The organism is Cohaesibacter marisflavi, from assembly GCF_900115225.1.
Classification (GTDB): Bacteria; Pseudomonadota; Alphaproteobacteria; order Rhizobiales; family Cohaesibacteraceae; genus Cohaesibacter; species Cohaesibacter marisflavi.
The window spans coordinates 391,545-417,854 of the sequence record NZ_FOVR01000001.1 but is presented as its reverse complement, the minus strand read 5'-3'; the positions used below and the strand labels follow the sequence as shown (position 1 = coordinate 417,854).

Below are 26,310 nucleotides of genomic sequence, written 5' to 3'. Positions count from 1 at the left end.
TCTTGTTAACCAAAAAATTCGCACGGGACTCTAGACAAACACTCCGAGGTCGATTCAAATGAGTTCGACTTCGGAGATGCGGCAAACCTCCGAGAAATTGACAAAAACAGATTCAAGGAGGTCGGGTATGACGCAGGCGGGCATAGCCAGCGCGCCCAAGGAGGCAAGATTCAGATTATTCGGAGCAACACCGAATGGTCACGAGCCTCATGTATCCGGCCCGGCCCGCCTTTTGGCTGATCCTTCCTATTTCCAGCGAGTCCGCGAAGAGCCTTGGCTGCGTCGTATTATCCCGGCTGTCATTCTCGTTTTCATCACTATTGTTGGCGTCATGCGCACCGATGATCTGCTTGGTGAACGTGAAGAGATCCAAGCCACTTCCAGTCAGCAATTGCAGCTGATAGCAGCTTTGGTAACCGAGCGCGTAGCGCGACAGCTTGACATGTTCGCCCAAAACCTCAGCGCGGCTTCTGCTTCATCGGCAACCGGACCTCAGTCAAGCAGCGCCCCTTCTGTTGCTTCAACAGCGTCTGAAACGGAAAAACCAACCGAAGCAGAAGTCGAGTATGCCGGCGAAGGGTTTAGCTCAACGGCGAACACAGCGAGCCGCCCGAGCAAGGAGATGCTCCAGAGCTGGCTTGAAGAAGCCATGCCCACCACGGAGATTTCCGCCAACTATCAGATTTATCAAACGGATGCGACTGGCATGATCGTCGCGTCCATTCCGACGCTCACAAATGATATGCGCAAGACGCAAATCGATCTTCTGGGGCGTGCTCAGGTCTTTTCAACCATTGGTGCGAGCGCCGGTGTGTTTGATGTCACCACAAGTGACAAAAAGGATGCTTTGGCGACGGTTCATCATCTGGGCGGTGGTCGTGGTGCGATCACCGTTTTGGTGCCGACCGATGAGCTGTTCAATGGATGGCGCGCCGATGTTACGCGTAATGCCATCATCTTTGTCATGATGAGTGCGATCATCCTTCTGGTTGTCTACGCCTTTTTCAGTCAAGGAGCCCGCGCCAGAGAAGCGGACAGCATCTTCGAAGCCACTGTGCAGCGGATGGATGCGGCCTTGCGCCACTCCCGCTCCGGCCTCTGGGACTGGGATCTTGGCAATGGCCACATCTATTGGTCTCCTTCCATGTTTGATCTGCTTGGCATGGAGCGGTCCGACGAGCTTCTCAGCTTTGCAACCATCAACGAGCGCATGCATCCTGAGGATGGCAATCTGCATCAGCATGTGCAGGATTTGCTTTCCTCGGAACAATCTATGATGGATCGCCGGTTCAGAATGCGCCATGAAGATGGCCGTTGGATCTGGATTCAGATCCGCGCAGAGCTTACCGTCTCTCCCAAAGATCGGCTGCATCTGATGGGCGTTGTCATGGATGTTTCCCAGCAAATCGAGCAAGCCGAGAATGACAAGCTGGCCGACATTCGCCTCAGAGATGCCGTGGACACCATTTCAGAAGCCTTTGTTCTTTGGGACAAGGACAGCAAGCTCGTGCTCTGCAACAAACCTTACCGGACACTTCACAATCTGCCAGAGAATGAAGAAATTATCGGGCGCAGCTATAATGAGATCATGGATAGCGGGCAGCCGCATGTTATCGACATTGAAGATGACAATGACATTGATGAAAGCCAAATCCTGCTTGATCGGGTAAGTACGTCACCGAAGGCCGCGCGCAGCTACAAGGTTCAACTTGCCGATGGCCGCTGGCTGCAGATCAGCGAGAGACGCACTCGTGATGGCGGCTTTGTGTCGGTGGGAACGGATATTTCCAATCTCAAACTGCAAGAGCAGCGCCTGCTGGAAAGCGAGCAGCAGCTCATTGCATCGGTATCCGACCTTAGAAAATCTCGACAGACTCTGGAAATGCAGGCTCAGCAATTGGTGGTCCTTACCGAACAATATGCCAAGGAAAAAGAGAATGCCGAGATTGCCAATCGCGCCAAATCTCAGTTCCTTGCCAATATTTCCCACGAATTGCGCACCCCGCTCAACGCCATCATCGGCTTTTCCGAGGTCATGAAGCAGGAGATCTTTGGCGAGCACTCAACGCACAAATACAAGGACTATTCCAAGGACATCCATTCAAGCGGCTCCTACCTTCTAGGCCTCATTGACGACATTCTGAACATGTCCCGTCTAGAAGATGGAGAAGTGGATCTCAAGCCCTCGGATCTTGATCTTGCTTCCCTCGTCAGGGAAACTTACGAGAGCAGCATTGACGAGAAGGCTAAGAACCGTCAGCTGACGTTGAAGGATGAACTGCCTGACACGCTTCAGGCCTATGCAGACCTCAATCTGATTGAACAGGTTCTGCTCAACCTGCTCGACAATGCGGTTAAATTCTCCAAGGAAGGTGGCCAGATAGCGCTAAGGGGGGAAACCAAGGATGGCTACAGTTATCTGACCATTTCAGACACAGGCGTTGGCATACCGCAGGACGCGATTGATCGCATGGGCAGCCCGTTTGAACAGGTGCAAAACCAGTTTACCAAGAGCCACAAGGGCTCCGGTCTGGGCTTGTCCATCTCGCGCACAATTATCTGCCTTTCCGGCGGGACGATGAAGATCCGCTCCCGAATTGGTCAGGGTACACGCATAACCATTTGTCTGCCGAGCAAAGTGCGTGGCGTTACGCCTGATATGGCAACGCTGAGCCAGACCAAACACCCTCAGCAATTGAGCGCAACCACCCATTAGAGCGCAACAGCAATCGGATGTGACGCGACCAACCATCGAGGCCGCATCAGACAGGTTGCTGTCTTGTCTAGTCCCTGCCTTCTTCCACTGGGCCAACCAGTCGAACAAAGCAGGCTCTTGTATCGATCTGGAATTCCGAAAGCGTCTCTTCGAGGCTTCTCATATCGATCTCTTGCGAGGCTCGCACAACCACATCTTTCAGCGCTGCGGCAGCCTTGTTGGGATCGAAACTCTCGGACAGGCACACGCGCAGAATTTGAGTCACATCGTGGTAAAGCCGAATGGCTGGCAACAGGATATCGGCGTCGGCATTGTTAACCAGACCTCTATCCACGCAAAGGCGCAGGCTTTGGGCTGTGCTGGTGTGCAAGATCTCAGGATGCTTATGGGCATGCATAAGCTGAAGACCTTGGGCAATGAATTCCACATCCACCAAACCGCCGGGAATCTGCTTGATATTCCAGATGTCGGACGTGCGCTTCTCCCGCTCGATCCGCGCACGCATCTGGGCGATATCCCGTTTGATGCTTTGTTCTTCTCTCTGGCGTGAAAGGATGGAGACAATCTCCTTTCGCACCTTTTTGCAAAAGCCATCATCGCCCGCAATGATCCGGGCCCGTGTGAGTGCCATATGCTCCCATGTCCAGGCATCGGAGGTGTGATAACTCCTGAAGGATTTGAAAGAGGTTGCAAGAGGACCGGAATTGCCGGAAGGCCTCAGACGGAAATCCACCTCGTAGAGATCCCCTTCTGCGGTTGGCGCCGAGAGCGCCGTGATAAGGCGTTGGGTGAGCCGTGCATAATATTGACTTGCTGCGAGAGGCTTTTTGCCATCGGAAAATTTGGCATCCTCATCAAAATCATAGATCAGCATGAGATCGAGGTCTGATGATGCGGTCATCTCGCGTCCACCCAGCTTGCCCATAGCGATCACGGCAACCTGCCCGCCCGGCATCTTGCCGTGGCGTTCTTCAAGTTCCTTTTGGGAATGTTCTAGCATATGCCGAATGATGACTCCGGCCAGCATAGCATACGCGGCCCCGGCCTGAGAGGCCGAGATGATGCCCATGAGAATACGTACGCCGATGAGGAACAATTGCTCCTGTCCGAAAATCCGGGCGGAATCAAGTGCATCCTCAAAGCAGGTCGCTTCAGACAGCGCCTTTTGCAGCTGAGCATCCAGATAGTCTCGCTCCAGAATATCGCCCAGAAAAGCCGGATCAAGGAGTGCATCGATCACCCGCGGCCGGCGTCCCATGGTGCGGGCGAGACGCGGCGCGGCGCCGAGAATAATGATCAGGGTTTCAAACAGCTGCGGATTGTTGCGCAGCAGGGAGAAGACCTGCACTCCTGATGGCAACGCCTTGAGAAAGGCATGGAACGACAGGAAGGATGTATCCGGATTGTCCGTCTTGCCAAGAGCGGCCAATAGATCGGGCGTAAACTCGGTCAAGCGTTCCCGCGCCTTGGCTGAGCGCATGGCCGGATAGCGCCCGAAATGCCAACTGCGAACAGTATTGATGACCTCCTTGGGATTCTGAAAGCCCATTTCGGTCAGCGTTTCAATTGTGCTGGGGTCGTAGTCCTCGCCGGTGAAGACAAGGTTACCTCCCCCTTCAGCGCCCAAAGCTTGCTCTTCCTTGAAGAGATTGGAATAATGCCCCTGCACGCATTCCAACGTGTCGCGCAGATCATGTTTGAAGGCATCGACAGAAGCATAGCCCATCATACGGCCGATTTGTGCAACGCCATCATCGCTTTGGGGCATCATGTGGGTCTGCTCGTCGCGTTGCATCTGAATGCGATGCTCAACTTTGCGCAGGAATTCGTAGCATTGGCTCAACTCATCCCGCGCGCGCTCTGAGATCCACGTCAGACCGACAAGCTCGGACAGCATAGGAATGGTCTCCCGACCTCGCAAATCCGGATTACGCCCCCCAGCGATGAGCTGCTGGGTTTGGACGAAAAACTCGATCTCGCGAATGCCGCCCCGTCCCAGCTTCACATTATGACCATTGATCGCGACTGAGCCATGGCCCTTGTGGGCGTGGATCTGGCGCTTGATGGAATGCACGTCGGCGAGCGCTGCATAATCGAAATATTTGCGCCAGATAAAGGGGGTAATTTCATGCAGGAATGCATCTCCGGCAGCAATGTCACCTGCACATGGGCGCGCCTTGATCAAGGCAGCTCGTTCCCAGTTCTGGCCCATGCTCTCATAATATTGCAGCGCCGCCAGGATCGCCACAGCAGGAGGCGTTGAGCCCGGATCGGGACGCAGGCGCAGATCGGTTCGGAACACATAGCCATCCGCCGTTCTCTCCTGCATGATCTTGACTAGTTGTCGGGTGAAGCGCACATAGGTGCGGTTCATTTCGTAAGGATCATCGCAACAGCCACTTGTGGAGTCATAAAGGATGATCAGATCGATATCGGATGAATAGTTGAGCTCGCCAGCGCCATGTTTGCCCATGGCAAGCGCAACGAAGCCGCATTCCAGCTCAGGGTCATCTGGATGGGGCAATGTGACCTTGCCGCGACGGTGATAATCGCGCAGCACAAAGCGTAACGCGCCGCGTAGCGTTGCGTCTGCGATTTTCGTCAAGGCATTGGTGACCTGCTTTACGCTCCACAATCCTGCCAGATCGGCCAACGCAATGGTCAGAGCGGCATCCTGCTTGATAAGACGCAGATGACGCATCACAGATGCTTCACTTTCCTGTATTTCATCAATGGCGCTTGCAGCCAAGGCATCAATGCGCTCACCGGCGGACTGACCGAGAATGTCAGAAAGCCTTTTGGGCTTTTGCACCATCAGATCGCGCAAAAATGAAGATGTGCTGCAAATACCAGCCAGCAGGCCTTTCAGCGGCTCCTGCTCAAGGGCAGCATAGAGAGTTGAGACTTCGCCTTCAGCTTCAGGATCACTTTTTTGCAGCTTCTGGCAACTTTCCAGCAACATGGACAGTTGCTCATCCAAGTCCCCCTCTTGCGGAAGAGCTTTTGCCTCCAGCCAAAAAGCGTTAACGCCTTTCCTGTTTTGTGCGGCACTCATTGTCTCTCCCCTTCTCTCAGCGGCAAGGCTGATCTATTCGCGTGCGTGTCGGTCAATCGCTTTCTTGTGCCACTTTATCCGCAACGGCTCTCTCGTCCGGCGGAAAATGGATGGAGAAAACGAGACCTGGTTCATTGTCACCAAGCTCTATATGTGCCTCATGCAGGCTTGCAACGGCATTAACAAGACTGAGCCCTAACCCCGAGCCCGGTTGGCTACGACTTTTATCGAGCCTTACGAAACGCTGCAAGACACGCGCCCGATCCTCCTTGGCAATCCCCTGCCCATTGTCAGCAATTGTCAAAATAATCGGGCGTGGGTCGTTCGCATCGCCATTTTCGGGCTTTTCTCCCTTGCGTTTAACCGAGATATGGATCCGAGCGACATCGGGAAGTGTCCCGCTGCCATCTTTAGCGCTCTTTTCGCGTTGTTCGGCAACATGGCGTACGGCATATTTCAAGGCATTGTCGATAAGATTGGCCACAGCTTGGCTAACCAGCTCACGATTGCCACGGATGAGACACTCTGCCTCGGCTTCCCATGTCAAAACCGCTCCCTCATCCTCGGCGACAGGTTCATAGAGTTCTGACATATCGGAGGCGATTGCCCCGATATCCAACGCACATTTTTCTATCTGGGTAGATTTGGCTTCCACACGGGCAATACGCAGAAGAGCATCGAAGGTGCGGATCAGGGTATCGGATTCCTCAAGCGTCTGTTCCAGTGCTTCGCGATAGCTCTCGCTATCGCCACTCTCTGAAGCCAGCGTCACCTCTACCCTGTTGCGCAGCCGCGTTAGCGGGGTCTTCAAGTCATGGGCGATATTATCGGAGACTTCCTTGAGACCCTTCATCAGCATTTCGATGCGCGAAAGCATAGTGTTGAGATTTTCCGAAAGGCGATCGAACTCATCGCCGGCCTGCGTCACCGGCAGGCGTTCATCCAGCTGTCCACGCATGATATTACCGGAGGCTTCTGCAATGGCATCAATGCGCTTGAGCACCTTGCGCGAAACGAACATCCAAGACAGCAGCGCCAAGACGATCATCAGAATGGCAGAAACGATGAAGGCCTGCTCCACCACCTTGCGGAAGATCTCACGCTCACCGACATCGCGCCCGACAAGCAGCCTATACCCGCCGAACATCTCGTAAACACTGACAACGGCGTTATATTCCTTGCGCTCAGGTTCGCCCAAACGCTGATAGGGCACGGATTGTTCCAGCGCTCCACGCTCATCCAGAACCCACTTTGGCAATGCTGCAACATTGCCCGCCACATAATGCCCACGACTATCGGTCACCAGATAGAGGCTGGCACCTGGGCGTCTGGATCGTTCTTCGATGACCTTGACCAATCCGGGCATGCCACCGGAGCGATATTGCTCAACCAGCCCCCGCACCTCGGCCTCAATGGTCGAGTTGAGCTGGCGCGTCATCAAAAGTTGGGTATTGAGGGAAATATAGACGATCAGGAAAATCGCGAAGATAGAGAAAATGATCAAATAGATCGCGCTCAGCTTGAAAGCTGTTGTGCGCATTGTCTTGTTGATCGATCCAAGCGACATTCACGCTCCTGAAGGATGGGGCTCATCCGGCCTAGCGGGAGAACCAAGCCCAGCCGAAGAGATAGATAAAAGGAAAATCAATCAGGCTCGCGCAGGCTGTATCCAGAACCGCGCACGGTCTGCAACAGTGCTGGGTCAAACCCCTTGTCGATCTTTGCGCGCAAACGGGAAATGTGCACGTCAATGACATTTGTCTGCGGGTCGAAATGATAATCCCAGACATTTTCAAGCAACATAGTGCGGGTGACCACCTGACCGGCATTCTTCATAAGATACTCAAGCAGCCGAAATTCGCGCGGCTGCAAAAGGATGCTTTCCCCTGCCCGTTTGACGGTATGAGACAGGCGATCAAGTTCCAGATCAGCGACGCGGTAGGTCGTTTCCACCTCACCGGGGTTGCGTCTTCGGGCCATGACTTCAATCCGCGCCAACAACTCGGTAAAGGCATAGGGCTTGGTGAGATAGTCATCCCCGCCAGCCCTCAGGCCCGTTACGCGGTCGTCCACTTCACCAAGAGCCGAGAGGATCAAGACAGGGGTTTCATCCCCCTCCGCGCGTCTTTGTTCAATGATGGAGAGCCCGTCGCGCTTGGGCAGCATGCGATCTATGATCATCACGTCATAGCCGCTTTTGGCAGCCATATCATAGCCCTGATCGCCATCGGCGGCATGCTCACAATGATGCCCAGCCTCTTTGAGGCCCTTGGCAAGATAGGCGGCTGCCTCAATATCGTCTTCAATGATCAGGATACGCATAATCTGCCTCGTTGCTTCTGGCTAGTCCACCTTGCTCGCAGCTTCGTAACAGAGCTCCAAACCTGTGCTATTGACTGGTCTAGAGGATTATAGCGGTCTTTGCCATTCAGCAAAGGTCGTTTGAGAGGAAAAGTCTGCCAAATCACAGGCTTGCAAAGCGGAAGGTAAGAAGGGAGCTAGTATGCCCCCCTCCTTGTCGTTCATATTTGTTTGTCTTGGCCCTATTTCTTAAGAGGCAGCCCGACAAAACGGATGCCAGCATCGGTCTTGATACGCATCAGGATGGTTTTGCGGCCATTGTCTTTAGCAGCCTCGACCCCATTCTTCACGTCATCAATGCTTTTGACCTGCTTACCGCCCACGGACTGGATGACATCACCGCGGGAAAGCCCCTTGTCAGCAGCAGGCCCATCGGGATCAACGCTCGTAATCACCAGCCCTTCATCGCCTGGCTGCAAGTTCATGCCAAACTCATCAAGCTCTGCCGGTGCGGCAGGCTGCTGAGGCGATGCCCCGCCAGCGCTGGACGCAGTTTCTTCAGGATAGGTTCCAAGATGAACCGTCAGCTTGATTTCCTTGTCTTCGCGCCAGATAGTCAATTCGACATCGGATTCCGGATCGGCACGACCAATATGGCGGGCCAGTTCGCGGGTGTTTTTGACCTCGTCACCATCGACAGCAAGGATCACATCGCCAACCTTGACACCAGCCTTGAACGCAGGTGCAGTCTCATCGGTGCTGGTGACCATGGCGCCGGAAGCATCTGCTAGGCCGAGGCTATCGGCAATATCTTCGGTCACATTCTGGATATGAACACCGAGCCAGCCGCGTTTGACTTTACCACCATGCTGCAGATCATTGATCACGTCTTTCGCAACGCCAGCAGGAATAGCAAAGGCGATACCAACGTTGCCGCCAGACGGAGAGTAGATGGCGGTGTTGATGCCGATCACCTCACCATTGAGGTTAAAGGTCGGGCCACCGGAGTTCCCCTTGTTCACCGCAGCGTCGATTTGAATGAAGCTCTCATAGTTCTTGGCACTGATATCACGACCATCTGCTGAGATGATACCGGCTGTGACCGTTCCACCAAGACCGAACGGGTTGCCGACAGCCAGAACCCATGAACCGACAGCTGGCAGATTGTCGGCGAACTTCACATATTTGAACTTGCGATCCGGATCCTTGACCTTCAGCAGAGCAAGGTCGGACTTCTCATCGGAGCCAACGAGATCAGCATCAAGTTTGGTGCCATCATCCATGACGAGAACAAATTCTACGCCCTTGTCGACGACATGGTGGTTGGTCACAACATAACCGTCTTCGGAGATGAAGAAGCCGGATCCCTGTGCCTGAGCATAGTGCGGAACAGCACGTTTCTTATCCTCATTCCCCTGCTCATCTTCATCGCCAAAACGACGGAAGAAACGGTTGAAGGGGTGATCCTTTGGCAGGTCTTTAAATTCCGGGAAACCAGGAATTGAGAAATTCTGAATATTTTGCGGTTCAATTTCGGTCTTCACCTGCACAGACACCACAGCAGGTTTAACCGCTTTCACCACATTGGAAAAATCGACAGGCTGCGCAGGTGCTGTCACCTGAACCGGTTCTGCATTGGCTGCAGGCTGGCCGGTTATCAGGGTTGGAACAGTGGCTCCAGCGACAACGCCCAGACACAGGGCGGATGCCAACAAGGTGGACTTTACTGACACATTTTTGAACTTGGATTTGGTCATCAAGGGTCTCCGCTCATTTCTGCTCTGGCGCCCATCATGGCAGGGGTCAGAGTATCCTAGTGAATTGTTTCATTCTTTTCAAAGTCACAAAGCGCTGGCTGTTCTGAACAAGAGCCGCGCTCATTGCGCTTGATTGCGATACCTCGATTTATATGGGGCAAAATTGGCCAGATGCGAGCCATTTGAATTAAAGATGCGTAATGTTGAAGAAGTGTATTTTCACAAACAAAATCATACACTTATAATATTTCATGCAAATGACTATCAAAAATCCGTTACCCCGCCGACGAAGTGCAGACACATTTGGGCACTCTTTCGCCACATTTCTTATGCGAATACGCAGATCAATGCCCTAGGAAAATCGTCTCTGCGCCTCCAGCGCCAGACCGATTCCAACTGATCCAAAGGCATCCCCTTCAATGATTTGGGCGTTCGGGACCATAGCTGTAAGGCTTTGCCTTATATAGGGAACTTTGGTAGAGCCGCCCGTTAGAAAGACAGCAGAAATCTGCTCTCCATCAAGAGAGGCCAGTTTGAGCGCCTCTGAAATTGTGCGTTTGATACGCTCAGTTCCATCGTCCAGACTATCAATCAGATCTGCTCGGGAAATGGACGCTACGAGATCACGCTCAATAAAGGTCAGAGGCAATTCTGTCTCTTCTTGATCCGAGAGGGTCACTTTGCTGCTTTCGACAGAAAGAGCCAGCCTGTGACCTTCACGCAATTCAAGCAGTTGGAGCAACCGATCAAGCAAATGAGGCTCCTTTGCCTCCTTGCGCAAATAGCGCAACTCGCTATGCGTCTTGTGATCGTAGAGGAAGTTGATTTTCTGCCATGTCGCCAAGTCATGATAATAGCCGACCGGCATGAGACGGCCTTCCTTGAGCATAGGGCTCTGATAGCCCAGCAATGGCATAACGCGGGAGAGTGAAAGCCAGCGGTCGAAATCCGTTCCACCAATATGGACACCGGTATTGGCCAAAATCTGATTTCTGGAGTTGTCTGACTGTTTATCGAGATCGCCCGGCAAGACCTTCAAAATCGTAAAGTCGGAGGTACCACCACCAATATCGATGATAAGCGCGATTTCCTCTCGCTCGGCAACCTGCTGAAAGTCTCGCGCGGCGGCTACCGGTTCATATTCGAACTCGACGTCGGTAAAACCGATATCCTGCGCAATGGCGCGCATGGTCTGCTCGGCTTCCTTGTCTGCATCAGGGTTGTTATCAACGAAAAAAACCGGGCGCCCCATGACAACGTGCGTGAGATTATCATCAAGAAGCACTTCTGCCTTGGCTTTCATATGGCTAAGAAAAAGTCCAAGGACAGCGGTAAAGGGTTTGCGCTCCCTCCCCACCATGGTGAATTCCTGCATGGTGGGTGTACCAAGGATTGATTTAAGCGCCCGCATCATGCGCCCTTCTCCGCCTTCCAGATAGGTCTGGATGGCATCGCGCCCGAAATGGACGCCATGCTCTTCAAAGTCAAAGAAAAGAGCAGAAGGAATAGTGACATTGTCGCCTTCTACAGGAACAAGTTCAACCTTTTCTTGTCGAAAGAGACCCAATGTCGAGTTTGATGTTCCAAAATCCAGCCCACAGAAAATCGGTTTCGCCATCGTCTCATCCTTCTTCGCGTCATCGCTCAAACAAACAGGCACCCGAGATTATTCGTCCGGGCGCCTGAGCAGGCGGGAGTAGCATGAAGTGGATGGATTTAAAAGGAGATTTTACGGCTATCGACCGGTTCAATGCTGGAAAGGAGGATTGGCGATGAGAACTGCATGAACGAATGGTGGGCTGGCGACCATCGCGTCTGAATATTGAGACGCATCAAGCCTTCTCATCGTCAGAAAGGATCGCGTTCAGCCGTTCCTGTTCTGCCTCACTCAGATGGTTTTTGCCTTCAACCTCTGCTTTTTGCGCGATCATCCGGTTGCGTCGGTAAAAGAGGAAGATTGCCATCACACCCAAGATGAGCACCAAAGGGCCGAACGCCCAAAGCAACAAGTTCTTGGAAGAGAATGTCGGTTTGAGCAGAACGAACTCGCCGTAACGATCAACCAGAAAGCTTTTGACCCGCTGGTCCGTATCTCCCTTTGAAAGGCGCTCGCGCACGAGAATGCGCAAATCACGAGCCAAGGGAGCATCGGAATCATCGATTGACTGATTTTGGCACACCAGACATCGCAGCCCTTCTGAAATATCGCGAGCGCGCGCTTCCAGTTTGGGGTCTTCCAACATTTCGTCTGGTTTAACAGCGAACGCCGGCCCTGTCGCCAACTGAAACGAAAGAGCCAACAGAAGCGCAGCAAACAACCGATAAACCACTCGGGGCTGGAGAGAAAATGTCATCATTCCGAATCCTCTATTCTTCATATAACACCCAAGCTCAAGCTGTGCCTGCGGCCTGCTTTGCACGCCCTTTCCGGGCAGGCGCTCCAATACGCAAACGCCTATCGGAGATAGAGAAGCACCCACCGATGAACATGACAACACATCCAAGCCAAATGAAGGTAACCCACGGCTTGTAGTAGATCCGCACACCTATGCCGTTATTCTCCTGAGCATCACCCAAAGAGAGATAAAGCTGGGTTACACCGCCGATTGTGTGGATCGCCGTTTCTGTGGTTGGCATATTGCGCGAGGTGTAAACCCTCTTGGCCGGATGCAACTCCGCAACTTGCTGACCATCCTTGGTGACTTGGAAGGAACCGATCAGATCGACATAATTGAATTCAGCATGCTCCCTGAAGCCATCAAGTTGGAAGGTATAACCGGAGATAGAGGTTTGGTCACCCGGCTTCATGACCAAAATGTCTTCGGTTTGATAAGCGCTTGCCACAATAAGCCCAAGTAGGGTCATGCCGAGGCCAAAGTGCCCCAATGCTGCGCCGAAGACGGTGCGAGGCAACCCGATCAGGCGAGAGAAGGACTTGCCGAGAGGAAGCTTGAAAAGGCCGATTCGGAGCTGCATTTCTGCCAACGCACCAACCATAACCCAAACAGCCAGACCGATGCCCAGCGGCGCGAGTGCGCTACCACCATTGATGAGAGCATAACAAAGGACCGTAACAAAGATCGCCGCCCCCAATGCAATGAAAAGCCTTTGCATCGCGGCGAATAGATCCCCTCTTTTCCAGGCCAGAAGAGGGCCAACGGGCACCGCAATCAATAAAGGCACCATCATTGGGCCGAATGTGGCGTTGAAGAAAGGAGCTCCAACCGAAATCTTCGCCCCAGTCGTTGCCTCCAGCGCCAACGGATAGAGTGTCCCGACAAGAACAGCCGCCGTCGCTGCAGAAAGAAACAGGTTGTTAAGCACCAGCGACCCTTCTCTGGAAATGGGAGAGAAGACGCCCCCCTGCTTGAGCATAGGAGCGCGCCATGCAAACAGGGACAACCCACCACCGATGAAAGCAACGAGCAAGATCAGGATAAAGACGCCACGGGACGGATCGGTCGCGAATGCATGCACAGAAGTCAGGACGCCCGACCGCACCAAGAATGTACCCAATAGCGACAGCGAGAAGGTCAGGATGGAGAGAAGAATGGTCCAGACCTTCAATGCCCCACGCTTTTCCATCACGATAGCCGAATGAAGCAGCGCGGTGCCGCTCAGCCATGGCATGAACGAAGCATTCTCCACTGGATCCCAGAACCAGTATCCGCCCCAGCCCAGCTCATAATAGGCCCAGTAGGACCCCATGGCGATGCCGAGCGTAAGCAGGCCCCAAGCAACAAGCACCCAAGGGCGCACCCAACGAGCCCAAGCAGCATCGATCCTGCCTTCTAAAAGAGCTGCAATGGAAAACGAAAAGGCAATCGAGAAGCCAACATACCCCAAATAGAGCAGCGGCGGATGAATAGCCAGACCAATATCTTGCAGGATCGGGTTAAGGTCCCGCCCTTCGATTGGCGCATTGGCGATGCGATGGAACGGGTTTGAGGTAAGCAAAACGAAAAGCAAAAATGCAGCCGTAATCCAGCCCTGCACGGCTAGCGTATTTGCCTTGAGCTTTGGCGGCAGGTTTAGCCCGAAAGCACCAACCAGAGCACTGAAGATTACCAGAATGAATACCCAGAGCAGCATGGAGCCTTCGTGGTTGCCCCAAACCGAAGTAAATTTATAGAGCAAGGGCATTGTCGAATGGCTGTTTTCCCAGACATTCTGAACCGAGAAATCTGACGTAACATAGGCATGGGTCAAGGCAGCAAATGCCAAGCCGACAAACAGGAACTGCATTATAGCAATGGGACTGGCAATGGCCATCAGGCGGCTATCATTGGTCTGCGCGCCCCAGATTGGAACAACCGACTGTATCAGCGCCAGGGCGAGAGCAAGCACAAGCATGAAATGACCCAGCTCGATGATCATGAGGATTTCCCCTTCTGTCGGCGCGTCCCCGCGCCATGCAATTCTATTTGCCTTACCGAGCTTGAGCCAACCATTGCGATCTTGTCAGCAGGCTCGGTTTCCATTTTCGTTGCAAGGTTCAGTTTATCTCGACCTTGCCGTAACTGTCTTGCCAATGCCCCTGCTCTTTCAGAGCATCGGCCACTTCGCGCGGCATGTAATTTTCATCATGTTTGGCCAAAACCGTATCGGCGGCAAATGATCCATCAGAATTCATCATCCCTTCTGTGACGACCCCCTGACCCTCACGGAACAGATCGGGCAGAATGCCTGCATAAGCCACTTTTATTTCTGAACCGCCATCTGTCACAACGAAAGATACATGCGCCTTATCTGTCCGCTCAACGGACTCTTCCTTGACCAATCCGCCAAGTCGGATGCGCTGTCCGGGGGCGACGCCTTTTTCCGCAATTTCTGACGGACTCATGAAAAAGGTAATCTGATTTTGCAAAGCGAACAAAATCAAACCGACAGCAGCAAAGAGCACAGCTCCGGCGGCCCCGATCAACATCATCCTTTTTTGCTTTCTCGACATAAACAGATCCTCTTAATCATTCTTATCCGGCAGCTACCGATTGGTAGCGCATCAATGTTTTGCTATTGGAACTTTAAACTGACCTACTGATCGATTGAGACGCCCAAAGACCGCGCAGCAGCTTTGACCTTCTCAAGCCCATCAACATCGGACTGAAGTGCATCGAGCGCGCGGGTCACGGTTTTGGCCGCCATATCAGGACGATTCAGCACGAGCTCGGCTCTTATAAGGCGCACCCACTCATCTGCTGTCCCCCCCTCGGAATTCAGACGGTCAGCAAGATTGGAAACCATGCCCTCAATCATCTGCTGCCGGTCTTCCGCGGTCAACTCGGCTGCATTATCGACATCTTCTTTTGATGGGCCTGCCAATGGCGGTGGAGCTTGCTCCCCTTCGGTTGTCGAACCGGAAGCATCGCGCTTTTTCAGGGCGGCTATCTGCTCTTTGGCAAAAGGTATCCATGGAGCACCTTCAGCTGAATCAGCGACAAGAGCCTGCCACTTTTCAATGGCATCCTGCGTCTCTCCAGACTGCCCTAGAGCGATGGCCAAAAAGAAGCGCGGTTTTGGTGCCGTTGCATCCAAGAGATTCGCGCGCTGGAATAACTCGCGCGCTTCATCATTGACGACACCGGCATTCTTGATGACAAGCACTTCGCCTAGATCAGACAAAGCTTCAACGCTTTCTCCTTCAAGGCGAAGTATATTCCGATAGGCCTTAATGGCGTCGTCCGTTCGACGCATGCGGGCATAGACCGGGGCCATCCTTTTCCAGCCTTCCAAATCATCCGGATTAGCCGCCAACTTCATTTCTGCCGAAGCGACAAGTTCCGTCAAGCTCTGATTTTCAGGAGGTTTGGATAAGCGGGCTTGCAACGGTTGGGCGGGAAGATCCGGAGAGCCCAGCGTAAAATAAAGTCCCAATGATAATAGTGGAATGACAAGTGCAATCGCGACGACAGCAAAGCGAAGATTTGACTTGCCACCTTCGAATTGAGAGACACTTGCGGGAGCGTCAGAAGTCTTGCGATCTGTTTCGCTCTCCTTTTCCAGCGCATCCTGCGCACCAATCAGGCGGCGAGCGACTTCAGCACGAGCGGCTTCTGCTTCTGCTTCATCAATCAAACCGCGTTCGACGTCACCTTCAATTTCTTGCAATTGAGATTTATAGATCGTCATATCATAGGCGTTCGCGCTATCCAGCTTGCGCTCTTTGCGCATGAGGGGATAGGTCGCGATCGCGATGGTCACGAGCGTCAATACAACAGCGATAGTCCAAAACATACAGGTCCAACTCTCACACTAGTCCAAGTCAGAGCATTTCTGATTTCGCCGAGAAGTCAAATTAACACATGTTCATCTAACGATAGGATAAGACAGGACAAGGCCACACAAAACCCTACGCCGAGAAAGACGGTATGTTCGCGATGGCCGATCTGTATGGAAAGAAGCGGCAAGGAAGGGATCAGACAAGCACTGTCAGGCCTCTGCGGCCTGAAGCTCTTTCACAGAAGCTGCAGCTTTTAGCTGCCGCCCCAAAGAGTCGGCGAATTCAGCATCGAATAGGTTTTTGGCAATGTCCAGCGCGGCTACGTGCAGTTTTTCGATCACTTCGACATCCGGCCCGACCGCACGCCTCGTTCTATCGACGAGAGATTTTGTCAGGATTTCAAAACTCTGCTCGAGTTCCTTGCGCGCTTCTGCGATTGGGCCATTCATAGCCAGCCCGTCTTTTGCAAGTTCTGCCTGATGAAAAATCTGGGAAGCACGGACAGCATCAACGATCAAATCGCTATCAACAGATTCAGGTTCTCCGCTCTTTGGTGCGCGCAAAGCTTTGCGAACAAGACCAGGGGCCGATTCAACCTCACTCTTCAGGATGCGCGACATCTTCTTCCTCATTTCAGTAAGCACACCACCCCACTGGCTTTGATTGGGAACCTCGAGTTCGACTTCCACTGCTTTGGCCAAAACACTCCAAGATCGTAGATGATCCAACGCGTTGTGCAAGCTAGAAAACTCCTTCAGATGCTTATCAACTTCAGCAACGTGAGCATCCATCTCTGCCAACATGTGCTGGACCGCCGGAGCATACACCGTCGCGGCAACCTGAATAGCATCATCGGAGCCGGATAGTTTGGTCGCCAATTGAATACGTAGTCTCGGGGAAAGCAGCTTCTTGGATACTGCAGAGAAAAGCCAAGATGTACGCAACGGTGCCTGCTGAACATACCGAGTAATCAGTTTGTAGGCCTCGTCCCCTTCCGGGCTGGACCAACTCGCAACTTCCTTGGGCATTCGGCTCAAAATGGGTTTCAGTGGCATGAGACGTTCGGCACTGACCAGCACATCGAGCAAATCCTTGTAAACGATTTCGCCACCCAGATGATTGGTCAGCTTCTGCTCTCCGCCAAGTTCTCGCGAGACAACCTTCAGTCGCGCCTTTATGGCGGCGACCAGATCAGCACAGACCTCTGCAGAATGTTTGGAAATTTCGTGTTTTTCCAGGTCGGCACAGTCCAGTGCAAGTTTCTGCAGGTGCTCAGGCGTCGCAATGTCGCGCTTGATCCAGCTCCAGATAACATCGAAAGACGTGGGGCTGATTCTGGCTTCGACTTTGGAAAGAAGATCAATTTCAGAAGTAAAAAAGCGCGCTTCGCGGAAAAAATCCTTCTTGGCAAATTCTTCAAGAGGGACAATCTTTTCCTGAACTTTGAGAAGATCACGCAAGGCAGCAACAATCAACTCTGCGGCGGTGTCACTATTGCCCTCACGCTGCGCTTTTTCCAAATTTCGCAGCAGCATCCTTTGGGCACTTTCAGACAACGTCGAAAGATAAAGCTTCAACTTTTCCTTAAGCTTTTCTATGTTGTCCATGCGGACACTCCGACCTTAATTTTGGTTCCTTGTAGAATTTCAATTTAAAGCTATCAAACTGTTAACATTCCCTACCCAACCCAGCGTTTTTTGGAAATATTCAGATACAAAAAGGGGAAGCCCAACATTTGAGCCTCCCCTTCCGGCAATTTGCTGCATCTTCCCGAATTAAAGCGGGTTTGCAAAAGAACTTTAGTTCACTGGACGCCACGTACCATCACTCTGGCGGCAAGCGCGGCCGCGAGCGGTCTGCGGCTGTCCATCAATATAAATTGTGTGCGTGTAATCACGACAATTCAGGTCATTCACAGTGTAAGACTGGGTTGGAACGATCTGCCCATGGTGGCCGGTATCCGGGTTTGTCCAGGAAACCGGTGCTCCAGAGCGACCATATTCGAGAGCGCGGTACTGGGCTTCGGCAGCCATCTTGCGATCATTCTCGTCCATCATGCGGCCAATAGATGACCCAGCAAGAGCACCGAGAGCCGACCCTGCAGCAATCGCCACAAGACGCCCTTCGCCGCTTCCAACCTGAGACCCCAAGACGCCGCCAGCAACAGCGCCAGTCAAACCGCCAAAGGTTTCTTTCGGCCCGCCCTGACATCCGGCCAACATTGCGCCCATAACAGCAACAATCGCGATAGATTTAAATTTCATTTTCAAGCCCCTATTCATTGCAGCGATCAAAGGATCGCTTGCGTGATAATTGCGATTTGCTCGTCGGCGTCGTAATTGCGAGCCGAGTTCGAAGCCTACACGGTATTCATGAACACTGTCCAAAGGTCCGGCCAAACAGATCCCAAAATAACCGTATTTGCATACACAACGCACAACTTCGCTTTAAGTTTCGAAAATGTCGAAAATTTGGCGAAAAATTTTGTTCTGCTTTCTTTGGTTATGCGTTTTTGCTTATGCGCAACTGCGGAAAGAAATTACTCTTCTTTTATCGCAGGCAACACCAACTCAGCCCGAAGACCTCCAAGAGATGCCCGTTCTAAAGAGAATGTCCCCTGATAAAGGTTCGCTATTTCTGTTACGATGGACAGTCCCAAACCAGAACCTGGTTTGCTTTCATCAAGACGCTTGCCCCGCTTAAGGGCCTCATCAATCTTGCCTTCGCTAATTCCAGGCCCGTCATCTTCAACGATGATAGAGAGCCATTTTCGAACATTGGCGTTCTTTTTTTGGGGACGTTTCACAGCTGCTTCTTCCAGACCTTCGGTCAACGACACGACAACCCTGCTCGAAGCCCATTTGCAGGCATTGTCAACAAGATTGCCAATCATTTCTTCCAGATCCTGCTCTTCACCACGAAAACAAATATCGGAATCTGCAGAACATTCGTAATCAACCATTTTTTCCGGGTGAATTTTGCTCATGACGCCCGTCAGCTTCTTCAAGACAGGATCTGCTTTGGTAACCGTACCAATGGTATTGTGACGTGCAGCAAATCGGGCGCGATCCAAATAGAGCTGTATCTGATCGCGCATCACATCAACCTGCTGAACCAGCATGTCAGCATTTTGCAGATCAGATGATCTGACTTCATTGGTGATGACGGACAAGGGAGTTTTTAGAGCGTGAGCAAGATTCCCAAGTTGGGTGCGCGCTCTTTCAAGGGTTTCTTTATTGGAAGAAATCAGGATATTGGCTTCTTCAACAAGCCCGTCCACCTCTACGGGATAACTCCCTACGATGGCTTCGCTTTTGCCTATGGCAACATCGCGAACCCGTCGCTGCAGTTTAGTCAGTGGCCTTAGCGCAGTTCTTACCAGAAGAAGAGAAGCGGTGAGCAGAACCACGCCAAACAAAACCATGAGCAGCCAGGCTCTATTCTCGAAGGAACGGATTTGCTCATCTAACTCAGCCGCGTTTCCCGTTACACGGAAATAGTAGCTCTGGTCTGGGCCAAAGGAAATCTCACGTTCAAGAATGCGAATTCGTTTTCCGTCCGGCCCCTTCCCCATAAGATAGCGTCCAATTCCACCTGTATATTGCTTCTCACTTTGAGATTCTACGGTGAGATTCTCCCCGCCCAGCGAGAGAGAAGCAAAGACAAGTTCGTCCTTGTTGGAGCGGCTGACCGTCCAGTACCAACCCGAGAGAGGCAGCTCAAATCGCGGTTGCCCCAGACTGCCTGGTCTTGACAATTCTTCGGAACTAAACAGCTGTGTTGCCAATTCACCGACAAGCATTTTGAGCACCATATCCAGCTGCCCATCGAAAGCGTCTTCAGCAGAGGTGCGAAACAGGGACGTAAGAATGACGCCAGCGCTCAGAGCCGCAAGCAGAGCCCAAATCGATATATTGATGACCAGATATCGCGTTATCGACTTCATTCTTTGGCCGTGTCAGGCGCAATCATATTATAGCCCAACCCTCTGACCGTCTGGATCACGTCCACACCCAGCTTTTTGCGCAGACGTCCGATAAAAACCTCAATCGTATTGGAATCGCGGTCAAAGTCCTGATCATAGAGATGCTCGACCAGTTCAGTACGCGATATGATCTTACCCTGATGATGCATAAGGTAGGACAGCAACCGAAATTCATGGGAAGTCAGTTTCAGAGTTAGTCCTTCAACCGTTACACGACCAGATCGGGCATCCAGACGAATTGGGCCGCAGGTAATTTCATTCGATGCCAGGCCGGCGGAGCGCCTCACCAAGGCACGAACTCTAGCGACGACTTCTTCCATATGGAATGGCTTTGCAACATAGTCGTCCGCCCCCGCATCGATGCCTTGCACTTTATCGCTCCAGCGATCGCGAGCAGTCAGAATAAGAACTGGCATCGTACGGCCATCGCGCCGCCAAGCTTCGAGAACACTGATTCCGTCCATTTTAGGCAGCCCGATATCGAGGACAACAGCATCGTACGGTTCGGTATCACCGAGAAAGTGACCTTCTTCTCCATCAAATGCGCAGTCAACGACATAGCCGTTTTCTTCCATTTCGTCCTTGAGCTGACGGTTCAACTCGGCTTCGTCTTCAACAATCAAAATGCGCATTGGCTTCCCCTACACTTTGCTTTCATTTGCATAGGCAAATGCATCGCAGATGATCGTAGTCTGCATCGCTCTCGATGTTAAGGGCTCGTTACTGATTTACAGAGAGGACTTTGCCAGATTTTGCATCCAGAACGAGGCGGGTTACATTGCCCTGCCTAGACAAAATGACCAGCTCATAATTGAGACGTCCACCAGCAGAACATAGATTGGCCTTGATGACATCCCCACTTACGACGGCGTTGGCTGCCTGCGTGATTGCCACCAGACTTTTCGCACGACCTTGAGAGATTGCCACGCGGATCTCTTCAGCCCCGAGACATTGAGCCGCGATGGCATGGCTGCTTGGAACCAAGAAGGAAATGGCGATAATAGCCAGCGCCCAAAGCGCATATTTGTTGATCAGTTTTTGCATGCCAGCAATCTACAAGATTTTTCCTGAACCGAAGCTGAACAAATCAAAACGCCTGTTAGATCACTTTGAAAAGACAACGCGTCTACTATCGGCTGCAATATGTGACTAACTTTTGGTTATGGCGTTTCACTTCAGAGATTGTCTGATCCGTATCCTTTGCAGACCACGTTATTGGCTCGAACAGCAGACAAGCTGCCATTTTACCACTCAGCTCTTGCGCCATGGCAGATGGCAACTCTTCGAGAAACTCATTGTCGCTTGAAACCATCTGATTTACGCAACTCATCAGAGGCAAGATCAATAAAAGAAGGATCAGCAGTTTGCTCTGGAACATACCGTGCTTCTTGCGCAGCCCCTCCACCCCATTTTGCAACCATCGCATCATGCAAATCCTTACTTGCAGTTCTTGGCTTCTTCACCAAGTCATTGTTCTTCTCAACTGAGCCAGAGGAATGATCAGCGCTGAATTTTGACAATTGGGCGAGAAGGGAAGCCAGCGAGGGTGCCAGCTTCACCAAAATGACAATCAAATTGAAAATCAGGCTCATTGTAGTGCTCAAATGATTGTTCGCGTTGTGTACCAAGTGCGCCAGATAATCGTTATCGCGGCGGATAGGCTGGAGATTGTTACGGCGAGGCGCTGCTGGATATCAGGGTCGAGATCAATACCGAACATCGTCAACCCCATCGCCAAAACGGCAACAAGCTGTGTCCAGTTGATTTTGGATTCCCAAGCTGCCTTTGGGGTTTGATCAGAAAGACTCATGATAGGCTCCTTTGGTTTGTTTTGGATGGGTTTTTGAGGGTAGAAATGGGAACGAGCTTCTGGAGCAAACAGCCATTGCTGCTCACTGAGACGTCATCTCAAGAGAGAATACGCAGGTCTCTAAGCGAAATACGCCGGGACACTGCATCTCCAGCCCCGACACGTCGACTGACTTGAGCGATCTCAATCAAGATCTCTGTCAACTCGCTAACACCGTCAGCGGCTTGGGCGCTGGTGGAATAGAACCATTGGGTGTCCTCCACTTCTTCTTCACGCAAAGTTTGTGCTGTTTGAGGATGTCTTATGACCACAGTGTAGCGTTCTTGAGTTTCACTGAGTGGAATAGAGCTGTCAGCCCAGCTATCGGCTTCCAATCGATCTCGACGAACCCATTCAAACTGGAGACCATCATAGGTCTGGGAGCGTATGATCTTTAGATGTACCGGAGAAAGGGGCCGTAATCCGCGTCCAGTTATAGCGATTGATAGATCGAGGTTTTTGACATCATCCAGTGTTGCTCCGCTCGCCACGATCCGGAAAGGCAATTCCTTATCAAGCTGACTGCTATCAACCTTGAGCGGTGCGACAGCTTCGTCCAGAAGCACAAATCGGGCACCAATGCCCGCCCCACTCAGAGCGGCCAGTTCTGTGCCTTGTTGCCCCCTGAGCAGTCTACTCAATTTCCATATATTACCACCGACAAGCTCGGCCTTGGCGAACTGGATAATTTCCCATTCATCATTTTGGGCCCTGATTGCAGCAGCATTGGCGCCAGACAATAGACCGAAGTCACTTACTGAAGACAGGTCACCTTTGTTCAATTTAACGAGCACTGAGCTGGCCATATCCCAACTGAAGCATTCGCGCCCGGCGAGCTCAGTTTGTAAAGTGCCAAGAATTGCGGGAACGTCCAGGCTTTGGCGATGGGCAAACCCTATATCGGCGCTGCCTTCATACATCCCCATGCTACCCGGCCAAGGAGAACAATAAGTCGCGACGTAAGGCGCATGAGGATAATCTGCCTTACCCGGAAGCGCAGGCAAATCCATGGCAACACAAACAGCCTTTGCAACAGTTAGCTTGGATGACGCCCCCACTCGATGATCTTTAGCCAATGGAGCAGAATTCCGGGGGGCTGCGAGACTAGCGGAGACCTCGCGGACACCACCATCTTCGATTTCGTTGATGCGATAACTTCTCTGATCATCCTCGCCCTCAAGCGTCACTAAATCCCCGGCTTCCAACGCGGCCATGGACAAAGGCAACTTGAATTGCACTGTGTGGCGGGCATAGTTCTTTCGCCGGAGCCAATTTTTCGCAACATCAACCATGATTGGATCCGTTGACACGACCGCTAGAGATTTGGAGCTTTCTTTGCGGGTTCTGGCAGATGGTTGATCATATCGGGCCACCGACGTCCGATAGTCATAAAAGAGCTCACCGAAAGACAGAGTGACGCTGGACGCTTCTTCTTCCCAAGGGTCAATCTGCTTCTGGAGGATTGGCTCCTCCAATTCATCGACAAGCCCCGTTAAATCGACTTTTTCGCTTGCTCGACGCTCCTGCAATTCAAACCGCACACGATCGCCGCTGGTAACAAATGAAATGCCGACTGCATCACACAAGCTTTCAAGGGCAGATCGTGCAGACATGCGCCGATCGACGACATAGCCATCCACAGCCAACGGGACCGAGGAAAATTCAGGATCCGACAGCCCGAAGTCACTCATCACGCTTCGGACGATATCTTCCACCGGGGCGCCTCCCAGCCGTCCATTGAGCCAATGTCCTGTATGCCATGCGGTTCCATCAGACCATGCATCCGTACTGAGCGGAAACGATGGAAACGGGCGTGCATCCCAAGCCCAGAGATAGACCTGATCAGAGGCGACCATTCTTTCTCCGTAGACAGGAGAAATCGGATTTGATTGCTCAGATTGCGCTTGCCAATAATCAAGACTGGCTGTCAGCATGGCACGTTGAGCCGCATCGCTTCGTGCGCCAGAGGAATAGTATGGCAAAGCTGACTCGGAAGATTTTGCATCTGGGAATACGTTGGGTTGATTGGGTCCCAGATGTACGGCGGGGCATCCAACTTCTGTGAACCAAATGGGCTTCGAGCAAGGCTCCCAATCGGTCGCCATATCACTCTCAATCCCCCGATTGCGGTTGAAATGGACGTTTGACCACCAATTCACGAGATCCTTATATCGAAAGACCCAATGTTTGCCTGCAGTTTCATCTGTTATAGGCGTTCTTATTTGCAGATCACGGTCGGCCTGACTTGCATAATACCAATCATATCCTTCCCCTCCGGCGATATTCGCCTGAAGATAGGAATACTCGAGCCCCGTATCTGCTAGCACAGCATCCAGATGATCCTCACCGGCACGCCAGTCGGACATGGGCATATAATTGTCGATGCCAATTGCATTGATATTGTCATCGGACCATAGAGGGTCGAGATTAAAGCGAACAGTTCCTTCTTCATCTTGCGGATGATGGCCAAAATACTCGCTCCAATCGGCTCCGTATGTAATCCGCGTTTCACTACCGAGACAGGTGCGCACATCCGCAGCCAGAGTTTTAAGGCAGGCGACAAAGGGATAAGCCCCAGCATCGTCGCGAACGCAAGTCAAACCGCGCAACTCGGATCCAATGAGCATGCCCTCAACACCACCGGCCTGCTTGGCCAATTGCGCATAGTGCATAATGAAGCGGGAATAACTCCAGTCTCGGGAAGAGAAAAAGGAAGCAACTTGTTCGGAGGCAAGGGATGTCTGATCGGCAGAATTCTTTTGCTGAGGCCCCGGATTGCATGTGATGCGCCCACGCCATGGGAACGGCGCCTGTTCTACAGCACCATATGGATCTGGCAGGCCGTTGTCCGGCGCAATATCCATCATGATGAAAGGATAGAGAGTGACATTGAGCCCACGTTCTTTGATGACCTCTATCGCCCTAATGACCGAAGCGTCAGAAGGCGTTCCGCCATACGCCGCCCTTCCTTCTATAACAGACACGCTTTGGGCTTCAGCCCGTGTAAGACCAGCAACAGACCATTGATCACCCGATGTTGCCTTGTCGCTATTGTCGATCCTTGGCTGGATTGCGCAAGCTCCAGCACGCAAGTCTGTTCCAAACCACGCCACAACAAGCGCGATGTTGGACAGATTTGGACAGATCGCGATCAGATGATCGAGTGAAACTTCAAAATCGGTTCCGGGTTCGTAGGAATGTCGGTTCTCCGAGTTCCACTCCCCTTCAGCATCCTTGCGCAGGATTTCGGTCGTGTCATAACCGAACTCGGTAGAGCCCGGTATCATAACAATAGATTGGATCTTCTTTTCCAGGGTTCCTATAGGCCGAATAACTTCGAAGGACAATTGCGGTATGCGGTTGCCAAAGTCATCTAACGGCAGCTTTTCAAACACCACATAGGCAAGCCCGCGATAGGCTGGGGCATTCTCTGCCCCCTGCTTGGCCTCAATCAAGCTGTCGGGAAGCTGATCGTCTGTACCGCGATAAACCCTGTAGGTAATATCCTTGAGATCCAGAATTGATCCATTCGCCCAGACACGCCCGACATAGGCAATTTCGCCTTCGCAAAGCCCTACCGCAAAATTGGCGCAGTAGCTGTAAGTCGTTTCAGTGGTTGAAGACCCGCCGCTTCCTTTGGAAGCCCCCGTCTTGTATTTACGGGAAGTGACTTCTTCAACAAGATTGGTTGCCCAGATGATCTGGCCGGTCAAACGCGCACGACCATAGAGGCGAGGAATAGCGGCGCCCTCTGTAGAGGTCTGCACAGACAAGTCAGATAGACTGGGCCCTTCCACCGATCTGGACGATGCAAACAGCGATTGATCCAGCTGATAGCCACCAACCGCCCCCAAAGCCCCGCCGATTGCGGCGCCTAATGGCCCGAACAGCGCTCCGCCAACAACGCTGCCCACAGTTTTCAGAACGAGTGTGGTCATTTCTTTTCAATTCCGGTTTGAGAAGAGTTGAGAAGCGGAGGAAACGCGAAGACATAAGATAAATGTCTCAGCCACCACGAAGAAAGAGAAACAAGCTGAACCCCTGCGCCATCCTGCGCGTGAAGAAAGCGGGTTTCATCAATCAGAATACCTGCATGCTTGGCCGGAAAGCCTCTTTTGTAGCGAAAGAGCAATATATTGGACGGCGCACGAGCATCCCGATCCACCGGTAACAGATATCTTTGCGCCGCATTTGCGAGTGTTTCTTCGCTGTTCGACTCCGCCCAGTGCGGACTATAGGTGGGTGGTTGTTCCGGTTCTGGCCAGAAAGCTGCATAGACACCTCGGATCAGTCCCAGACAATCACAGCCCGCATGCTTGCAGCTCGCCTGATGCCTGTAGGGCGTTCCTATCCAGCTCAGCGCTTCAGAGATGATCATGGATGCACTAGCGTCTGAAATGATGTCTGAGACTGTTTCGTCCACCATC

General features: G+C 52.2%; 19 protein-coding genes. 1 reads left to right on the top strand and 18 read right to left on the bottom strand.

Annotation, left to right across the window (positions count from 1 at the left end; genetic code table 11):
* Positions 1-127 precede the first annotated feature (127 nt).
* Entirely contained in the window at positions 128-2,716 is a 2,589-nt protein-coding gene (locus tag BM258_RS01810; RefSeq protein WP_175527870.1) for a PAS domain-containing sensor histidine kinase, read from the top strand.
* Between the two features lie 67 nt (positions 2,717-2,783).
* On the opposite strand, the gene BM258_RS01805 is transcribed toward BM258_RS01810, so the two are convergent.
* The 18 genes from BM258_RS01805 to BM258_RS01720 all read right to left on the bottom strand — a co-directional run bounded on the left by BM258_RS01805 (position 2,784) and on the right by BM258_RS01720 (position 26,309).
* On the bottom strand, positions 2,784-5,696 hold the full coding sequence (locus BM258_RS01805; protein WP_175527869.1) for a bifunctional [glutamine synthetase] adenylyltransferase/[glutamine synthetase]-adenylyl-L-tyrosine phosphorylase: 2,913 nt from the start codon (positions 5,694-5,696) through the stop codon (positions 2,784-2,786).
* Positions 5,697-5,823: 127 nt separating this feature from the next.
* Positions 5,824-7,338, bottom strand: a complete 1,515-nt coding sequence (locus tag BM258_RS01800; RefSeq protein ID WP_090068236.1) for a sensor histidine kinase — start codon at positions 7,336-7,338, stop codon at positions 5,824-5,826.
* Positions 7,339-7,415: 77 nt separating this feature from the next.
* Positions 7,416-8,093, bottom strand: a complete 678-nt coding sequence (locus BM258_RS01795) for a response regulator transcription factor (protein WP_090068234.1) — start codon at positions 8,091-8,093, stop codon at positions 7,416-7,418.
* A 221-nt stretch (positions 8,094-8,314) separates the two neighbouring features.
* On the bottom strand, positions 8,315-9,829 hold the full coding sequence (locus BM258_RS01790) for a Do family serine endopeptidase (protein WP_090068231.1): 1,515 nt from the start codon (positions 9,827-9,829) through the stop codon (positions 8,315-8,317).
* A gap of 352 nt (positions 9,830-10,181) precedes the next feature.
* Positions 10,182-11,447: an Hsp70 family protein gene (locus tag BM258_RS01785; protein ID WP_090068228.1), complete on the bottom strand. Its 1,266-nt coding sequence runs from the start codon at positions 11,445-11,447 to the stop codon at positions 10,182-10,184.
* A 214-nt stretch (positions 11,448-11,661) separates the two neighbouring features.
* Positions 11,662-12,183, bottom strand: a complete 522-nt coding sequence (locus BM258_RS01780) for a cytochrome c-type biogenesis protein (RefSeq protein ID WP_090068929.1) — start codon at positions 12,181-12,183, stop codon at positions 11,662-11,664.
* 37 nt (positions 12,184-12,220) lie between these two features.
* Positions 12,221-14,206 carry a heme lyase CcmF/NrfE family subunit gene (locus BM258_RS01775; RefSeq protein WP_090068226.1) on the bottom strand — a complete coding sequence of 662 codons (1,986 nt, stop codon included), beginning with the start codon at positions 14,204-14,206 and terminating at the stop codon, positions 12,221-12,223.
* Positions 14,207-14,324: 118 nt separating this feature from the next.
* Positions 14,325-14,780, bottom strand: a complete 456-nt coding sequence (ccmE, locus tag BM258_RS01770) for a cytochrome c maturation protein CcmE (RefSeq protein WP_090068224.1) — start codon at positions 14,778-14,780, stop codon at positions 14,325-14,327.
* A gap of 83 nt (positions 14,781-14,863) precedes the next feature.
* Positions 14,864-16,063 (bottom strand): c-type cytochrome biogenesis protein CcmI, encoded by a 1,200-nt coding sequence (gene ccmI, locus BM258_RS01765; protein WP_090068222.1) that lies wholly within the window; start codon positions 16,061-16,063, stop codon positions 14,864-14,866.
* A 195-nt stretch (positions 16,064-16,258) separates the two neighbouring features.
* On the bottom strand, positions 16,259-17,656 hold the full coding sequence (locus tag BM258_RS01760; RefSeq protein WP_090068220.1) for a hypothetical protein: 1,398 nt from the start codon (positions 17,654-17,656) through the stop codon (positions 16,259-16,261).
* A 192-nt stretch (positions 17,657-17,848) separates the two neighbouring features.
* Positions 17,849-18,313 (bottom strand): RT0821/Lpp0805 family surface protein, encoded by a 465-nt coding sequence (locus BM258_RS01755; protein WP_244544555.1) that lies wholly within the window; start codon positions 18,311-18,313, stop codon positions 17,849-17,851.
* Positions 18,314-18,588: 275 nt separating this feature from the next.
* On the bottom strand, positions 18,589-19,863 hold the full coding sequence (locus tag BM258_RS01750) for an ATP-binding protein (RefSeq protein ID WP_210186619.1): 1,275 nt from the start codon (positions 19,861-19,863) through the stop codon (positions 18,589-18,591).
* 128 nt (positions 19,864-19,991) lie between these two features.
* Positions 19,992-20,666, bottom strand: coding sequence for a response regulator transcription factor (locus BM258_RS01745; protein WP_090068215.1), 675 nt, complete (start codon positions 20,664-20,666; stop codon positions 19,992-19,994).
* An 88-nt stretch (positions 20,667-20,754) separates the two neighbouring features.
* Positions 20,755-21,078 (bottom strand): PepSY domain-containing protein, encoded by a 324-nt coding sequence (locus tag BM258_RS01740; protein WP_090068213.1) that lies wholly within the window; start codon positions 21,076-21,078, stop codon positions 20,755-20,757.
* Between the two features lie 248 nt (positions 21,079-21,326).
* Positions 21,327-21,626, bottom strand: coding sequence for a hypothetical protein (locus BM258_RS01735; protein ID WP_090068211.1), 300 nt, complete (start codon positions 21,624-21,626; stop codon positions 21,327-21,329).
* 8 nt (positions 21,627-21,634) lie between these two features.
* Entirely contained in the window at positions 21,635-21,844 is a 210-nt protein-coding gene (locus tag BM258_RS01730; RefSeq protein ID WP_090068209.1) for a hypothetical protein, read from the bottom strand.
* A gap of 98 nt (positions 21,845-21,942) precedes the next feature.
* Positions 21,943-25,821, bottom strand: coding sequence for a baseplate multidomain protein megatron (locus tag BM258_RS01725; RefSeq protein WP_090068207.1), 3,879 nt, complete (start codon positions 25,819-25,821; stop codon positions 21,943-21,945).
* Positions 25,818-26,309: an NlpC/P60 family protein gene (locus BM258_RS01720; RefSeq protein ID WP_175527867.1), complete on the bottom strand. Its 492-nt coding sequence runs from the start codon at positions 26,307-26,309 to the stop codon at positions 25,818-25,820. The genes BM258_RS01725 and BM258_RS01720 overlap by 4 nt, the downstream gene beginning before the upstream one ends.
* Between the last annotated feature and the right edge of the window lies 1 nt (position 26,310).

Excerpts from the sequence above, each read along its gene's own strand:
- BM258_RS01810 (WP_175527870.1), top strand. The coding sequence starts at position 128 with ATGACGCAGGCGGGCATAGCCAGCGCGCCCAAGGAGGCAAGATTCAGA.
- BM258_RS01800 (WP_090068236.1), bottom strand. The coding sequence starts at position 7,338 with ATGTCGCTTGGATCGATCAACAAGACAATGCGCACAACAGCTTTCAAG.
- BM258_RS01795 (WP_090068234.1), bottom strand. The coding sequence starts at position 8,093 with ATGCGTATCCTGATCATTGAAGACGATATTGAGGCAGCCGCCTATCTT.
- BM258_RS01790 (WP_090068231.1), bottom strand. The coding sequence starts at position 9,829 with ATGACCAAATCCAAGTTCAAAAATGTGTCAGTAAAGTCCACCTTGTTG.
- BM258_RS01785 (WP_090068228.1), bottom strand. The coding sequence starts at position 11,447 with ATGGCGAAACCGATTTTCTGTGGGCTGGATTTTGGAACATCAAACTCG.
- BM258_RS01780 (WP_090068929.1), bottom strand. The coding sequence starts at position 12,183 with ATGACATTTTCTCTCCAGCCCCGAGTGGTTTATCGGTTGTTTGCTGCG.
- BM258_RS01775 (WP_090068226.1), bottom strand. The coding sequence starts at position 14,206 with ATGATCATCGAGCTGGGTCATTTCATGCTTGTGCTTGCTCTCGCCCTG.
- ccmE (WP_090068224.1), bottom strand. The coding sequence starts at position 14,780 with ATGTCGAGAAAGCAAAAAAGGATGATGTTGATCGGGGCCGCCGGAGCT.
- ccmI (WP_090068222.1), bottom strand. The coding sequence starts at position 16,063 with ATGTTTTGGACTATCGCTGTTGTATTGACGCTCGTGACCATCGCGATC.
- BM258_RS01760 (WP_090068220.1), bottom strand. The coding sequence starts at position 17,656 with ATGGACAACATAGAAAAGCTTAAGGAAAAGTTGAAGCTTTATCTTTCG.
- BM258_RS01755 (WP_244544555.1), bottom strand. The coding sequence starts at position 18,313 with ATGAAATTTAAATCTATCGCGATTGTTGCTGTTATGGGCGCAATGTTG.
- BM258_RS01750 (WP_210186619.1), bottom strand. The coding sequence starts at position 19,863 with ATGGTGCTCAAAATGCTTGTCGGTGAATTGGCAACACAGCTGTTTAGT.
- BM258_RS01745 (WP_090068215.1), bottom strand. The coding sequence starts at position 20,666 with ATGCGCATTTTGATTGTTGAAGACGAAGCCGAGTTGAACCGTCAGCTC.
- BM258_RS01740 (WP_090068213.1), bottom strand. The coding sequence starts at position 21,078 with ATGCAAAAACTGATCAACAAATATGCGCTTTGGGCGCTGGCTATTATC.
- BM258_RS01735 (WP_090068211.1), bottom strand. The coding sequence starts at position 21,626 with ATGAGCCTGATTTTCAATTTGATTGTCATTTTGGTGAAGCTGGCACCC.
- BM258_RS01730 (WP_090068209.1), bottom strand. The coding sequence starts at position 21,844 with ATGAGTCTTTCTGATCAAACCCCAAAGGCAGCTTGGGAATCCAAAATC.
- BM258_RS01725 (WP_090068207.1), bottom strand. The coding sequence starts at position 25,821 with ATGACCACACTCGTTCTGAAAACTGTGGGCAGCGTTGTTGGCGGAGCG.
- BM258_RS01720 (WP_175527867.1), bottom strand. The coding sequence starts at position 26,309 with ATGGTGGACGAAACAGTCTCAGACATCATTTCAGACGCTAGTGCATCC.